Here is a 15,539-nt window from a genome sequence, read left to right as displayed (position 1 = left end):
ATGGCTGAAGAAAGTCACTCTCTAACAGAGTCTTAGCTCCCGCCGCAGGCGGGCTAATGTTCAAAACGATACCAGCCTGGTCGAACTCCGTCGTTGCCTATGAGGGCATGGGAAAGTATGGCACCATGATTATCTTGCCGTAATCTGCTGATACGACTATCAAAAGCCTTCTGCGTTAGCGGTTGCAGCACCAATAACTTCATGACTTGCAGATATGAAATAATAAAATGATCTTTCTTACGATTAAGGTCGGCACCTTCGGCCATAGCCCACAATATATAGTGCATGTGTTCATCACGATATGTGGCCATTTCATAGCATCTTCTCAGTGTTTCCTCAGCTGACATGACAGCTGCATCTAGAGAGGACATGAAGAGTTCTCGGGTAACGCTGTCGATAATACCTTCTGCCATATAACACTCATGAAGAAGTTTGCTGCACATTAAATGAACATAATAGGGGAAGCCATCACTAAGGGCGCAGATGCGATCTGCAATTACAGAGGGGATATCAATGCTAAAGTGACTAAAAGCGCTTTCTACGATGCATTGTCGTCCACTCCAGTGTAAACGATCCAGATCTATTTGTTCGATCTGTCGCTGACTGGAAAGGTGACCACCAATCAAGTCAGAAATAGACTGCCCAATTCCAGTAAAAATAATGTGTATAGGGACATCTCCATCGCTGAGTTGCTTGATAAGTAGACCGAATCTGGCTCTTTCTTCTTCATTGCGGATTAGATCGAACTCATCAATAACGATGACGGTGTTTTCAGAGTAATATTGGCTAATGTATTTGAGGCCAGCTACCGCCGTAGCCATATTCATAATCGTTTGAATTGAAGGAAGGTCTCTTTCATCCAACCTTGCCTCAGCTTTAATAGCAGACAGATTTATACCCAGAGTAGTTGAGGTTTTATACCGTTCGAAAGGCATATTCGTCAAACTCTGCGCACAAATAGCAGTGATTACGGACTCCAGCGTTGAATCAGGATCACAACTTACCATTAGAGGTTTTTTGTCTGAAGACTGCACCAGATTGGCAGCAGTATGAGCCAGCGATGTTTTACCGACACCCCGATCACCATAAATGAAAACATGCCTTCCTGGGGATTTCAGAGCCAGTTGGATTGTTTCCAACTGGCGTTCCCGCCCAAAAAGTTTTTCAGGGGTGCGAATTGGCACACTGAGTGTTAATACATCGTTGAGTTTAGTAGCGAATGTATTCAGATCACAGTTTGCTATGCTCATGCTTAGAACCTTTTCCCCATATAAACGATGGTAGAAAACACTAATATTTCAGTGTCGTAGCTGGTTATTATATAGCTGATAGGGGTTATGTGCCGGAACCGCCGAAATTTCCGGCACTACGAATTAGTCGATTTTTGAAGCATCTTTGGTATGTGTTGACGTGTACGTTTATGGTGCCGTGAATGAGAATTTATCCGTACCAGCTATGTGAGACGTTGCAATCAGCCATTTTCCGCTCCAAACGGCTATTTCTTTGCTGTCCGGTTGACGGCAGTCTTACGTACAGGCCGCCGCACGCCAAAATGATGCGTCACGGAAATTTCGGCGGTTCCGGCGAAGAACCCCATGTTCAAAAAATTGTAGTGGTCTAATCATTCCGGACACTTTGTTAGAGATATAATGAGCAACACTAACGAGGTGAGAATGCGAAAAAAATCATTTACTCATGAGTTTAAACAAGAGTGCATCAATCTGGTTCTTCAACATAAGTACCCGGTGACTCAGGCCGCTGAAACAATGAATATTGGCCTTTCAACCTTACAACGCTGGCTAAGGCAGTATCGCGGAGAGATCCGCGGAAATACACCGATAGCCAGTGCTATAACACCGGAACAACGGCGAATACAAGAACTTGAAAAGCAGGTACGGCAGTTGCAGAGCGACAATGACCTGTTAAAAAAGGCTTCGGCCTTCTTCGCCATGGAAATGAACAACGACAAAAAGTCGCGGTGAAACTGAAGAAGGTCGGTGCAAATATCCAACAGGTATGCCGCTGCTTATCGCTCACGCGCAGCGTATTTTATGCCCGTAGTCGTCGGCTAATGATCAAGCCCGATGTTCTGATGTTGCACGCGGCGGCTAAGCATGTTCACGCTGAAATGGATGCCACATATGGCAGCCGGCGCATGTGCATCGAGTTACGGGAACAAGGTTTTAACGTGGGCAGATACCGCGTTCGGCAGATAATGAAAAACTTATTACTGGTAGCTAAACGGCCCGGGCGTCATCGCTATCCACGCGGTGGAAAACCCGCTGTCGTGGCCGCTAATCTGTTGAACCGGCAGTTTAATCCAGAGACATTGAATACCTGGTGGTCAGGTGATATTACCTATCTGCGTACCGCTCAGGGCTGGTTATATCTGGCTATCGTGATGGACTTATGTTCAAGAAAAATAGTGAGTTGGGCCTTCTCAGATAAACCGGACAGCGACTTGACTGTCCGGGCCTTAAGGCTGGCGGTCAATAAACGACGACCCACAGGGTCTGTGGTGTTCCATAGCGATCAAGGGTCGCAATATACCAGCGCGCAGTTCCAATGCTGCCAGCAGGAGCTGGATGTTACAGGTAGCATGAGCCGAAAAGGTAACTGCCTGGATAATGCTGTTACGGAAAGGTTTTTCCGCAGCCTGAAAGCTGAGAGGGTTAACTATCGTCGTTATGAAACCCGAAGTCAGGGTATCGCTGATGTTATCGATTATATTGACAGTTTTTATAATCTGAAAAGGCGGCATTATCGGCTGGGAAATATATCGCCGGATGAATATGAACGCCGACTACAGCAATGTGCCTAAATCCGTGTCCGGTTTTAGTTGACCGTTACAACCGTCATTCTCAGTGTAATTACGACCTCATCATTGTGCTGGGGTTCATCGTTAATCTGGTGATTCTCGGCGTTATAACCACGCAAATAGCGACCATACATTTCGAGGTTTTTCAGTTCACTATCTAACTCTCCAAGAGTTACGGAGATCTGAATCGGACGGGTGGTATCTAGAAGGTGAAAGTCGGCGTCGCTGAAAGCATAAGTCCGTCTTGCACCGAGTACCAGGTCAATTGCATCAAGAAAAGTCGATTTTCCAGCATCCCCAGGACCAATAAGACAGTTAAGGCCCGGTTGAGGAAACCATTCTGCCTGTTTGACTGACCGGAAATTTAAGATTTGTAGATGTCTGACTATTGCCACTGAGGAGTTCCTTACCAACGGCTCAAAAGAATCCCGGAGAGTCTTGGAAATGCTCTGAGGAAAATTTTGTTAATGTTTACGACTATATCTGATGATGTGATATGTATGTCAACCAGTTAAGAAGCTGTGAAGCAATAAAGTGTAGTTGGTTTGAGAGAAAAATTTTGGGTTTCAGGTCCGCTTATCCACATTGCGAATTCAAAGCTACCTCCGTGTTTGATGTTTTTTGCTATTGAAAATGACCGCTTAACGGCATTTACTGTTCCGTTGCTCCTCAATTATGCTTGGGTTATGCGCTGAGCGGGCATACAGGCAGTTTGGAATGACCCTCAGTAGTCGTTCCGGAGAAAATAGGGCTTTGTCGCATTAGTGACATGAAGTTGGCCAAAGTTGCGTTGTCGGTTATTTAGGCAGCCAGCAAATAGAATTGTTCCGCGAGTGACAATCCCTCACTTTGCGGATGTTGATATTGCCCTTTTCGTATCATGTTGCTCAGTTCGATGCCGGCCAGGATCGTTTTTGCCCGCCGAAACGATTTGAATCCCAGCATCGGTCGACTCCGACGTTTGATATTTCGGTGATCTTGCTCAATCAGGTTGTTCAGGTACTTACTTTGCCTGACGGTAATCGCTTCCTCATCGGGTTTGTCCGCGTTGAGCGTGGCCAAAGCTGCGGTGTTAGCCCCACTTTTATCGATAGTGACAACCTCGGGTTCGCCGTGATGGCGAATAGCCTTGCGAAAGAAGCGTAATGCGGCTGCAGAGTCCCGTTTGGCGGTCAGCAAAAAGTCGATGGTGTGACCTGCTGTATCGACCGCCCGATACAGATACTTCCACTGGCCTTTGATTTTGATGTAGGTTTCATCCATGCGCCACCGCCGACCTACTGTGCGCTTGTGTCGGCGAAAAACCTTATCTAACAACGGTACCAAGCGGATAACCCAACGATGCAGAGTGGAGTGGTCAACAAGAATACCGCGCTCTGCCATCATCTCTTCGAGGTTACGCAGTCTCAGGGCATAAGCGAGATACCAGCGAACACACTGAGCGATAACATCAGTGGGGTAATGCAGACGACGGAAGGCTTTTCGAATGAGAGATATGGGCAGGCAACATCGTAAAAAAAAACAGCATTTTACCTGACGACGCCTTAATGCGACAGAACCGCATTTTTAGTGACGGCGGGGAACAAATGCCCCCGCAACTTCAGAGGGCATGGGCATTAAAGAGAGTTACTGAGCATCTTTACCGTAATTCGGTGAACGCGGGCCATACAGAATGCCGTTAGGCGTTCCAGCCGTCAGCATTCGTGTACTGGTAACACCGGCAATATCATGGCTACGATCGGTGAGGGTATTGCTTATCTGTGTTACCGCCGCTTGCACCAGCATGCCGATGACACCAGCAGACGAGTTATCACCTTCATTGCTGGATGCAGTAGCACTGCCGCTCCACAATAATTTTCCGTTTCTCAAATCCACCAATTTGGCATTCGCGGTGACACGAGTATCGCTGGTGATGACCTGATAAGAGGTGCCATATTGCACCACGGTAATGTAAAGCACCGCATCTGCACCAAAGATTTTATGCAGTTTGGCTGGGCTGGCGGCACTGATGTCGCCCGCATTCGTCATGCCATTTTGCTTAAATGTCTCTTCCACGACGGCGACCGGCAACACGTAATAGCCTGCCTCAGAGAGTGGATAAGTGACCTGAGACAACATGCCATGGCTGGCAGAAACTTCTGGCGATTGGTTCTGTGGCAGCAGTACTAAAATACTCTTTGGTTTACTTTGCTTAAATGCAGAATAGTCCTGCTGTACCGGCTTGGCACAGCCGGTCAGTAACAGCGTTATCATGACAGCGCATATTGCGAAAATAGATTTCATTTAAATGCCCCTTTATCCTTGCTCATCAAGAAGTCCATAAACGGAGCAGACTCAGGGAATGCCGTTTTCTCGGTATTGAATTCAGCCATTGCTAAATCGGTATGCCCGGTATTGCCATACAGCATGCCCAAATGAGCATGTAAGCCCGGAGGGACGGGCATATTTTTCGCGCGTGACTTTTCAATATTTTCTTTTAAAGCTGCAATTTGCTGCTCAGGGCTGGCATCCGATTTATAGTAATCATAAATCGTTGTTTGGTAGTTATCCCAGTTATAAATAGGTTTCGGTGCTGTGGCACAACCCGCCAATACAGCTGCAGCTAGCAGCAAAGAGAGATTTTTCACTAATTTCATGTTGCAGTATCCATACCCGTGATTAAAAATTATTTTGCTATTAATGTTTATTTCGCTGGTTGCCATGCACCCGATTCGATGCCAGTAACCAGATTGTTGACCGCTTCACGGATAGCCAAGTCCAGTACTTTGCCATTCAAGGTTGAGTCGTAACTTGCTGTTCCGCCAAAACCGATCACTTCGCGGTTGGAGAGTTCATACTCGCCAGCACCTTGTGAAGAGAACACCACTTCAGAGGTTTTCACATTGACGATATTCAGATTCACTTTGGCATAGGCAATCTGAGATTTACCCCGACCCAAAATGCCAAATAGCTGACGATCGCCAGTCTCTTTGCGACCGAATTCGGTCACATCGCCGGTCACGACATAAGTCGCACCTTTCAATTGCTGACTTTGCCCTGAAATAGCTGCTTCTGTTTTCAGCTCTTCCATATTGGTGCGCTCTAATACGTTAAAGCGGTCCGTTTGCTGTAAGTGCGTCAGCAGAATAGTTTTTGACTGGCTCCCCAAGCGATCAACGCCATCGGAGAATATTCCGCTCATATAGCTTGAACGGTTGTCGAATTTACCCACAGAAATAGGGCTGCGAGGGCCGTTATATTGCGTGCCGTAAGAGGCGACTTTCGCCACTTCTAACGAGCGTGAGGACTCAGAGGCACATCCACTTAATAAGAATGCGGTTATTAACGTGGACGTTAATAATATTTTTTTCATCATAAAAGTACTATTCTCGATAAAAGATTGAGCAATTATATCGGGTACTCTTAGCAGACCGGTTATGGAGCGCTTAGGCTGCCAAAAGACTCAGAAGGTTAAACAGGTTAACTATCGGGTTTCTTTTTTATTAAAAATATCTATTAAATCAATATTATAATGGTTTTATCATTGTTATGCAAAGCCCATCTCCTACGTCAATGTGAGTTTATTGCACCATTACGATCAATCTATACTTTGTATCTGTCTATAAAAAAACTCACCAAAATCATTTGCTAGGGGCTTATCCTGACCCATGCTCAGGTTGGCAGATCCACCGCAATGCTGACACCACCGCTGGTACTGGTCTGCTTCGCATCATAGTTATCTCTGTCCTGCTGGCTTTGCCGCTGCACCGGGTGTGATTCGGTTGCAGCAGTGGGAAGTAGAAATTTCCAGAACTTGCTTCGCGATAAGACTTCGACATGGTGAAACTATTGCACAACCTTCAGGAGGTTATTCTCCACGATAGTTATAATGTTCAGGAACTTGGTAGCCTTTAGGGAAAGAAAACTCTTTTGTCTCTCTGATAAAAAAGTCAATATCTTCAACTGATTGATAAAAAATGCCATAAATAGACATCATAAAAACTCTAATATCTAAGAGGGCCGCTCTCATAGCTAATTCATCCCTATTACTCTCTGCACTGACAAACAAATCAATAGCTTGATTTAGCCGTATGAAATTTTTTCGAGCCGACATTTAATATCATCATCTTCGCTAAGATATAATTCTTCTCCCTCAGGTTTTGTGATTTTTTTTCAAAAATCATTTTCAAAAAAATGTTCTTAAAGTAATCAATGGAGTTCATATCAATCATTTTGGTAGTTTTCTCCCTTCTGCAACTGCTTTGTTGGTTTTATCTTGATTTATTGTTCCATCTAAATTAAGCGCAGCCTTTATATTTCTATTACTATCAATCACTTATATATGGTTTTGTGTAATCCATCAAGATAATATTTATCGCCTTTAGAAATGTATGTACCAACATCACCTTTGGCTTGATACACACTTTGCCCCTGGAACATCTGATTGGTTTTACGTGAGTTATCCTGTATCTGGTTTCCAAACCCGGTTGCTTTAGGAATTCATTCATATTTCCCACTGCACCTTTATTCGGCTGATATTTACCAGCACCACCAGTAACAGCAACCATTGCTACACCAACCAATATTTCCGCTTTCTAAACCATAAATTGTCTGGAGCTGTTGAGCAAACTCCGTGCTATTGACTATTCCTGACTCATCCATCTGTTGAAGCAGCAAAACCGATAAGTCATTTTTCATGCCCCATGGGATACCATCAACTTCAGAGTAATATATGGAAAACTTACCACGGTGTATTTCAGGGTAAAAGGATCGTTGAAAACTGCATTAGTGCCCATGCAGCCAGATTAATTACTAACTGCATCATTGCTTACAACAGCATGATACTAAATTCAGTGTATGAAAGAATGGTTTCCAGTAGCGTATCTCAGGAGATTATTGATGAATTTACTCGGATATCGCCAATAGCCTAGAGCCTAGAGCCATATGCTGTTTACTGGCCGCTATAACTTCAAAAAAAGTAGCGGGGAACTTGATGTAAATGCCATGTCGTTAATACTGGAAGCGCATGTAAAACAACATTTTTGGAACGATAAGTGATCTGGTACTCATCATTTTCGAGGGTTCTTCCACTGGACCCCCTATAGCTATGAACACTAGGATCATAGCCATCACTGACAGGCATATACCGCTGCGCCCGGTGTGATTCGGTTACAGCAGCGGGAAGTGGAAATTTTCAGGGCTTAATTGTATATAAAGATCCCAGCACCAAGGTCGGGATCTTTTATTTTTTAGTCTGGGTCACTGTAGTATTCAGGAAGTTTGTATCCTTCTGGTATTTCTGGCCATGTATCCAACCGAAGAATAATTTCTGTATCCTCTACGATAGCATCAAAAAAACCAGATAGGCTCATCGCATAGGTTCTTAGTCTCAGCAAAGCAGACTGCATTGCAAGCTCATCATCTTTACTTTTAGCCAAAGCCAGTAACTTTCCTTGCGTTTGTAACAGATCTAAATACTTTTCAAACTTCTTATCTAATACCGTATTGTATTCAATGAATAAATCGTCTTTATCTATAGGTGAAGACGATTTATTCTCTAATATAGAAATAAAATCTTCCTTCATACTGTCAAAGAGAGAATTGCTTATCATTTCGGTAATCTCCGCCCTTCTTTAATCGCAGCTTGTGTTTTGGCGTCATTATAAGAACCATCAAGATTCAGTACCGCCTTAACTTTTCCTTTGCTATCAAAAACCTCAAGATGGTTTTTATGCGCCCCATCAAGGTAATATTTATCACCTTTGGCAATATATTCGCCAACAGAATCTTTGGCTTGATAGACGCTCTGCCCTTGATAAATTTGGCTGGTTTTCTGTGAGCTATCTTTTGTCAAACTACCAAAACCAGCCTGCTTAAAGAACTCGCCCATATTTCCAACTGCGCCAGCATTAGGAACATATGGCACTTTCTTATTCGGCAAGAGAATACCCGCCAGCATTCCGCCTGTTGCTTCAAGAGCAAGCTGGTTACCTTGAGCCGCTTCTTTCACCTGTCCTGCAACCGCTGACCAGGTTTCACTCTTCATCAGGGCTTTCAGCGTATCTGCCGCAGCCTGATTTTTATCCGCCAGATCGTTCAATGCCTGAGTGCAGTAACTGTCTCCCATGGCACATGAGGTGAGCGCCATCGCCGCATCAGCGCCGTAATCTGCCCCGCCTAATATCGCATCACCTGTGTCAGCTGTCGCATTAATTATACTGTTAACGATAGCGGAGAGTGCGCCTTCACCCAGTTTGTCTCTTACCTGATCTTTCAGGTTGCTCGTAACCTGCTTAACAGACTCGCGGGCTTGATCTCCACTCAGGGAGTTATTCTCCACTACCGTTTTACCGGTCTGTGCCCCTGCTACTGTATCCGCTGTACTGTCACCAATCAATCCACCCGCCAATCCTGCCGCCAGTGTTGCCAGTGCCGAGACCGTTTGTTTTTCCGTTTCGCTCAGTTCGCTAACCGGCTTACCATAGGCATTCATTGCAATCATGCCTATCAGTTCGCCTGTCACCGCGCCACCCGCACCAACCAGCGCATTATTACCCTGTGCCGCTGCCAGTGCGGCATTAACCGCCGCATGTGCCAGTGTGCGCGATACCGGATCATCAGGCAGGGTATCGGCGATAAGTTTAGTGATATACGGTGCAGCACCATTCGCCAGTGCCGCCGCCATATTGCCACCTGACAACCCTTGTACTGCCGCCGTCGCTGCCTGCATGGCACGTTGCACTGCGCCGCCGGTTCCTAAACCTGACTCGTTAAACGCCTGATTGTAAGCCGTCTGGTAAATCTGCTGGTTGATGTCCTCAGCAGTGGGGACTTGGCCTGGGTTGGCCTTCGCCCACTGTTTTTCTGCCGCAGCAATATCTTCAGGCTTCACGTCCTTCATTTTCTCATTCGCCGCGTTGGTCGCAATAATCTTGCCTTGCGTCCGCGCAATATCCATTGCCTGCCCCCCTATCTCGCCAATCAGTTGGGCTTCGCGCAGGCGGTTCTGCTCTTTCTCTTTATCAAAGATAGGAGCAATGCTGCCATTGGCATTGGCATTGTCGGTGTCGCGGCTCAGGTCATCGACATTCTGCTGTTGTTTATCGGTGTCACGAATAGTGATGCTGCCCTCACTGACCGCTGCCTGCGTGGTGCCCTCGGCATGACCGTCATTACCCAGACCCGACAGCACCACACTGCCCAGATTGCTCAGCAGGTCAGACCCCACCGGGCCACCGGTGCTCAGGCTACCGCCCTGATGTTCAGCCTTGAAATCGGCTTTATTTTCAATATTGCTAAAGCCCAGTGTGCCGGTATCCAGACTGTTTTTGCTCTTGTCTGCGGTGCTGGCAATCACTGCGCCATCGAGCTGAGTGTGTTCACCCACGGTGATATCAAAGCCGCCAGAGCCTGCAAAAATACCGGTCTGCTCCTGTACCGAGTCATAATTGCTGTGCAGCTTATCTTTACTGATGCTCAGGTTGGCAGAGCCACCGCCGCCGACCACCGCCATGCTGACACCGCCGCTGGTACTGGTCTGCTTCGCATCATAGTTATCGCTGTCTTGCTGGCTTTGCAGTAACAGGTCACGGCCGACATCCACTTTGACAGTTTCACCGCTGGCTTGCGCGCCTATCAGCGAAGTGTCACGCCCGCTGCTGAGCGACAGTTTGCCGCCTGTGTCAATCTGCGTTTCAGTCCAGAAGGTGCCGTCGCCGCGCTCATTGCCCTGACCCTTGTTGGCATTGGCAAAGATGCTCAGGCCACCGCCAGCGCTACCGAACCCCAGACTGACCCCCACACTGCCACCGCTGCTGCTGTTGCTGCCGTCGGTTTTCTGCGTGTTGGCGGCACCGAGCAACAGCACATCACGCGCCGCATCCAGGGTGGTGTCGCCGCCGGCTTTGAGCTGGCTGCCTTGCACCACAATATCGCCGCTGTTCGCCGGGTTCCCCTCACCGGTGGCCGTCACGCTCAGGTTGTTGCCCGCCGTCAGGGTCGAGCCTGTCACACTGGTCTGTTCCTGATGTTGCTGCGAGGCCGATTTTTGTGAGCCTAATGAGGCGCTGATGCCGAACATGCTGGCAGTATCGCCCCCTTGCGCCTGCACCAACTGACCTGCTTGCACCGCCTGCGCACCACTGAGTGCCGCTTTAACCCCTTGCAGCGCAGACAGTCGGCCATTGCTCTCTTCGCGGGCATCTTTGGCGGTGGTGACCGCGGTATTGAGGGCGCTGCCAACCGCGCCAGACAGTGCCAGTGTCAGGCCGCTACTTTTTTGCTCAACGGTATGGGTCTGGCTGCTTTGATTCTCCGCCGCCAAAATAGCGACGTTTTTACCGGTCAGACTGATGTCTTTACCGGCTAACACCTCGGAGCCTTGCACCGTCAGATCTTCACCGGCGGTCATGCTGACATTGCCCAGCACACTGCCCACCGTGCTGCCCACGTTGGAGATAGATTTGCCAGTGTCGGTGGTTTTTTGGCTGTTGCTGCCCACCGTGACACCAATCCCGCCAGTACTCATCAGGCCCGATTTTTTCTGCTCATACAGATGAGACTCACTCTCGATCTGTTGCGCCGTGCCGACGGTAATGTTCTCTTTCGCCCGCAGATTAATGTCGTTATCGGCCACCACATGACTGCCGATGACCGCGATATTGTTGCCGCTGACATCAATGCTGCCTACCGATAGCATGGAGCCGGCCGCCAGTGTCTGGCTAATACTGTCTTCGGTACGCGTGGTGGTGCTGGAGGCCAGCCCTTTTTTGGTGCCGGTATGAGTGCGCTGCGCATCATGCTGTTCAGTCTGGGTGGTGAGGGTGACATCGCCGCCCGCCGCCAGCTTCAGTGCGCCATGGGTTTGTACCGCACTGGCACTGATATTGATGTCTTTTGACGTCTGCAAATTGATATCGCCGGTGGCGTTCAACTGGCTGCCGCGCAGGGTTTCATCGTAGAGATCCACTGAACTGGTATGGCGCTTGCTCGACGATTCGCCAGTGACGTGCAGACTGTCGGTGGCTGCACTGAGGTTAATATTCTGCGCCTGCACATCCACCGTGCTGGCGTTAATGTTAGCCCCCACCGCAGTCAGATTGTCTACTTTAGCGGTTAGCGCACCGCCGACATTGACCTCGCTGCCCAGATGGCGAATATGCTCACTGGTCGAACTGCCATAACCATAATTCGCACTTATCTGGTCGCTGCTTTGTACTGTATTCAACAGCCAGTCGCCGCCGGTATTCACCTGCAAATCCTGACCGACATTGAGGCCGGCACCTTGCAGGATAAAATCACGCTCAGTATTGATAACCGCGTTATTGCTGACATTGATACTCGCCAGCGGCCCCAGTACGGTTTGGCTGCGTTGAACCGCACCATTATCACTGCTGAGTTGCTCACTGCCGGTGCGCAGGATCACATCGCGACCGCTATCGAGTTGCAGGTTGGTGGCATTTAACCGCGCGCTGGTCAGGTCAATATCGCTGTTCAGTGTACTGAGCAGCATATTGCCACCGGCCTGAAGTAAGCCGCCGCGGTTATTGAGCGTGATGCCTTGTGCCATGCTAATGCTCAGGTTATTGCCGGCTTTCATCGCGCCCTGATTAGTGAACCCCTGAACCTCGGTTAAGCTGATATTCTCGGCGGCAATTAATGCGCCGTTGGCCTGTAAATCGCCCGGCTTGACCCCCGCCAGATAGACCACCGGCACCAGCACGGTTTGCCCGGCGACTTCGCGGCTTTCCATCAGCACAATGTTACGGGTCAATGCCGCCATCTGCTCGGCACTGAGGTGGGTGCCAAGGGCAAGATTGAACGTCTTGCTGTACTCGAGTCCCGCCGCAAAGAGTTGCTCGAACTGCTCTTGGGCGCTGCGGTAATCACTGGCGACCGCCTGACCGGTCAGTGCCAGCACCTGATCGCGCACCAGACGCTGTTCATAGGCATTATCTCCCAGCCGTTTGAATATCACATCTGGGTTACTGTTCAACTGCTGGAGCACGTAGTCTGATCCGCGCCAGTTATTCAGATTGGCAAACGCCGGGTTAGTTTCAATCAGATAACCGCCGCTGACGGTGTAGTCGGTATTGAACTTATACAGTCCACCGTTGGGCTGTGTCAGCGAGATACCGTTAAACTCGATGGCGATATCTTTTCCGCTATTGTCGCTACCTTTAGGGGGCGCAATGGCACCAGGGTTGGCACCGTTATTGATCGTGGTGCCACTGCCGCTGAGGGTTTGTGCGGTAATACTGGAGGCATATTGGTTAGTCGCGCGCTCACTAACCTCAGGGCCCCAAGAGGTGCCCCATAAATCGCCTTTGTAGGTCCGATAACGCCACTCACCCGTGGATGTTGTTTGTTCAATCAGGCGTTGTGCATTCCCCCAACCATCCTGGTTCAGGGTGACACCCGAAAGATCACTCTCTCCCTGCGCACTGATTTTACTCCAGAAGTTCTCCAGCGTACCCACTTGTGGGGTCAGGTTCCCACCGGCCAGCAGTTGCGCCTCTGGGCTAATGTTATCGATGCTGTTATAGGCGATAGTCGATGTATAATCGGTGCCAATATAGTCGCTATTCATCGAGCCGCCATGAGGCGGTTCAGCATAGCGTCCCCCCGGAATATCAGGGTTTTCTTCTGTCCAGACCGCGGACCCATTCACGGTGTCGGCCACAACAAAGTTGCTATTGGCGGTGAGAATATGACGGCGATTGGTCAGTGTCGTGGCGTAAATCAACATATCTTTGCCGGATTCAATCAAACCCGAAATATTGAGCACCTGAGCCGCCGCCAGATAATTGCCGCTATTGTCCAACGCACCGGCAAAGATAACCTTGCCCATGCCTAAAAGGGTGGTGGTTGGGGCGGAATCAGTGTGGGTGACGGTATCACTGTTTTCAATTACCGGTGCCAACAAGGCTAAGGTGCCGTTTTCATCGGTGGCACCGATCAGGGCACCAGGGCCGGAGTTGGTAATACGCTCCCGTGCTTTAAGCGTGGCTTCGGCACTGATCAGGGTGCCGGTGTTGAACAGGGTATTGGAGTCGGTATCGAGTCGCCCGCGGGTTAATATCTCACCACGGTTAATCAATGCGCCCGCTGCGCTGAGGCTGGCTTGCGTCGCAATAATATGGCCGCTATTAAGCAAGCTGCTTGAATCGGTGCTGAGTTTGCCACCCGCTAATAATTGCCCGTCATTGGTTAACGCGCCGCGGGTGGTTAAGGTTAAATCATGTCCGGCCTGCAGTGTCGAGTCGGCCAGATTGCTGAAATCACGCTGTAAATCAAGGGTCAGATCCTGACTGGCAACTATCTTGCCTGCGTTATTGTCAAGCTGGCCCAGATTCAATGCGATGTTATTCGCCGCCAGTGTGCCACTCTGGTTATTGAGGGTTTGCCCGGCATTCGCCCCCGCATTAATGGTCAGCGTTCCAAGGGCGAGAATATTGGCGCGCTGCGTACTGATATCGCCACTGTTGGCGGTGATGTCTATCTCTCGGGCTTGGGTATGGCTGTCGGTCAAATCAACCCGGCTACCGGTTAGCGTCATCGCACCGGCGGCGAGGGTCTGCCCTTGCGCGATCAGGTCCTGACGGGTGGTTACCCTCAAGTCACCGCTCTCCATCAGGCGGCCATCACTGTGTACGCCCGCCGCTAACAGGCTGCCCCCGTTGCTATTCAGGCGCTGTGCATTGACCGCCACATTGCCTTTAGAGAGAATTGTGCCGCCCCGGTTATCGACATCACCCGGCAGATTCAGGTTGAAGTCCGTAGTACCGGTTTGCGCTATCACCCCGCCAACATTGGAGAGCGATTGGGCGTTCAGCGTGACCCTCTCCGCAATCAGTCTGGCGCTGTCGGTACGTAACAGCGCGGCGGTCGACGCAGACAGGTTGCCACTGGCTAACAGTTCAGCGCCGGTGAGATCGATAGCGCCACCTTGTGCGGTGAGTGTCAGGTCACGGCTCTGGGTTTGGCTGCCACTCAGATCGATACTGTGCGCGTTAAGCACTTGCGCCGTCCCGCTAATATTTTTGCCTTGGGCGGTTAACATCCCGCTGGCATCAACGCGCAAGGTGCCACTGGTGATCGCGCTGTTGTCGGACTTGACACCGGCACCCAGTACCGAGTTGCGGCTACTATTGACTTCTGCCGCGCGCAGCGAGGTATCACCCGCCGCCGCGACAGTGCCGGTGTTATTCAACTTGCCTGCGGTGGTGAGCTGGGTATTGCCCTGCGCATAGAGCACACCTGCGTTCGCTATACCGGCGGCGGTATTCACCGCCAAATGTTGAGCACTGTTGATCTGACCGCTGTTGACCAGCATGCCATCCGCCGTGATAGTGATATCACCGGCTGACGCCCCTATCTCACCGGCATTGCGCACCCCGACACCGGTTTCAGTCCCGATCAGGCGAATTTTACCGGCGTACATGCCACCCAAATTGGCGACATCCACCGCCACGGTAGGGCGGGCGCTGCCATCGTCGGCTTTGGTGGTAATATTTTGGTGCGCGGCGTCAACCTGATTGCGTCCGGCGGTGACTTTTAGATCATTGGCCCAGAGACCGGCATTGACTTTAACCGAACGGGCAATCAGGTCGGTATGGTCCTGACGGCTGCTGTCCAGACCTTTGCCCTGAATAACAATCTCACCCCGATCCACATTGTAGCCAGTGAGTTGGCCGTTATTGAGCTGTGCCTGACCGGTGGTTAAGGTCGCACGGTTGGCGTT

General features: G+C 49.6%; 11 protein-coding genes and 1 pseudogene. 3 read left to right on the top strand and 9 right to left on the bottom strand.

Annotated features, from left to right (window positions below):
- Window positions 1-53 precede the first annotated feature (53 nt).
- Window positions 54-1,250: an ATP-binding protein gene (locus V1955_RS22435; protein WP_442821476.1), complete on the bottom strand. Its 1,197-nt coding sequence runs from the start codon at window positions 1,248-1,250 to the stop codon at window positions 54-56.
- A gap of 423 nt (window positions 1,251-1,673) precedes the next feature.
- Between V1955_RS22435 and V1955_RS22430 the strand changes: the two genes are divergently transcribed.
- Both V1955_RS22430 and V1955_RS22425 read left to right on the top strand, forming a co-directional pair.
- Window positions 1,674-1,982: a transposase gene (locus V1955_RS22430; protein WP_050136220.1), complete on the top strand. Its 309-nt coding sequence runs from the start codon at window positions 1,674-1,676 to the stop codon at window positions 1,980-1,982.
- The gene (locus tag V1955_RS22425) at window positions 1,979-2,821 is read left to right on the top strand and encodes an IS3 family transposase (protein WP_342222724.1); all 843 of its coding nucleotides are present in this window, start codon (window positions 1,979-1,981) and stop codon (window positions 2,819-2,821) included. The genes V1955_RS22430 and V1955_RS22425 overlap by 4 nt, the downstream gene beginning before the upstream one ends.
- Before the next feature lie 14 nt (window positions 2,822-2,835).
- Here V1955_RS22425 and V1955_RS22420 read toward each other — a convergent pair whose 3' ends face one another.
- The 6 genes and pseudogenes from V1955_RS22420 to V1955_RS22395 form a co-directional block, all read right to left on the bottom strand.
- Window positions 2,836-3,213, bottom strand: a complete 378-nt coding sequence (locus V1955_RS22420) for an ATP-dependent nuclease (RefSeq protein ID WP_442821475.1) — start codon at window positions 3,211-3,213, stop codon at window positions 2,836-2,838.
- A gap of 406 nt (window positions 3,214-3,619) precedes the next feature.
- A complete protein-coding gene (locus V1955_RS22415; protein ID WP_442821539.1) occupies window positions 3,620-4,315 on the bottom strand; it encodes an IS6 family transposase in 696 nt (231 codons plus the stop codon).
- A gap of 129 nt (window positions 4,316-4,444) precedes the next feature.
- A complete protein-coding gene (locus tag V1955_RS22410; RefSeq protein ID WP_442821474.1) occupies window positions 4,445-5,101 on the bottom strand; it encodes a DUF799 domain-containing protein in 657 nt (218 codons plus the stop codon).
- On the bottom strand, window positions 5,098-5,454 hold the full coding sequence (locus V1955_RS22405; protein ID WP_050135832.1) for a DUF4810 domain-containing protein: 357 nt from the start codon (window positions 5,452-5,454) through the stop codon (window positions 5,098-5,100). Before V1955_RS22405 ends, V1955_RS22410 begins: the two co-directional genes overlap by 4 nt.
- Window positions 5,455-5,501: 47 nt before the next feature.
- Window positions 5,502-6,173, bottom strand: coding sequence for a CsgG/HfaB family protein (locus tag V1955_RS22400; protein ID WP_442821473.1), 672 nt, complete (start codon window positions 6,171-6,173; stop codon window positions 5,502-5,504).
- A gap of 492 nt (window positions 6,174-6,665) precedes the next feature.
- Window positions 6,666-6,827 (bottom strand): annotated as a pseudogene (locus V1955_RS22395) (adhesin); the annotation flags it as partial.
- 673 nt (window positions 6,828-7,500) lie between these two features.
- Here V1955_RS22395 and V1955_RS22390 point away from each other — a divergent pair.
- Window positions 7,501-7,728: a Tn3 family transposase gene (locus tag V1955_RS22390; protein WP_442821472.1), complete on the top strand. Its 228-nt coding sequence runs from the start codon at window positions 7,501-7,503 to the stop codon at window positions 7,726-7,728.
- A 318-nt stretch (window positions 7,729-8,046) separates the two neighbouring features.
- Here the strand turns inward: V1955_RS22390 and V1955_RS22385 are convergent, their stop codons facing one another.
- Both V1955_RS22385 and V1955_RS22380 read right to left on the bottom strand, forming a co-directional pair.
- Window positions 8,047-8,409 (bottom strand): hypothetical protein, encoded by a 363-nt coding sequence (locus tag V1955_RS22385; RefSeq protein WP_442821471.1) that lies wholly within the window; start codon window positions 8,407-8,409, stop codon window positions 8,047-8,049.
- The coding region (locus tag V1955_RS22380) for a hemagglutinin repeat-containing protein (protein ID WP_442821470.1) at window positions 8,406-15,539 on the bottom strand (7,134 nt) is incomplete at its 5' end. The genes V1955_RS22380 and V1955_RS22385, both read right to left, overlap by 4 nt.

Source organism: Yersinia sp. 2545 StPb PI, assembly GCF_052217125.1.
Classification (GTDB): Bacteria; Pseudomonadota; Gammaproteobacteria; order Enterobacterales; family Enterobacteriaceae; genus Yersinia; species Yersinia enterocolitica_E.
This window is presented reverse-complemented; position numbering and strand designations above follow the sequence as displayed.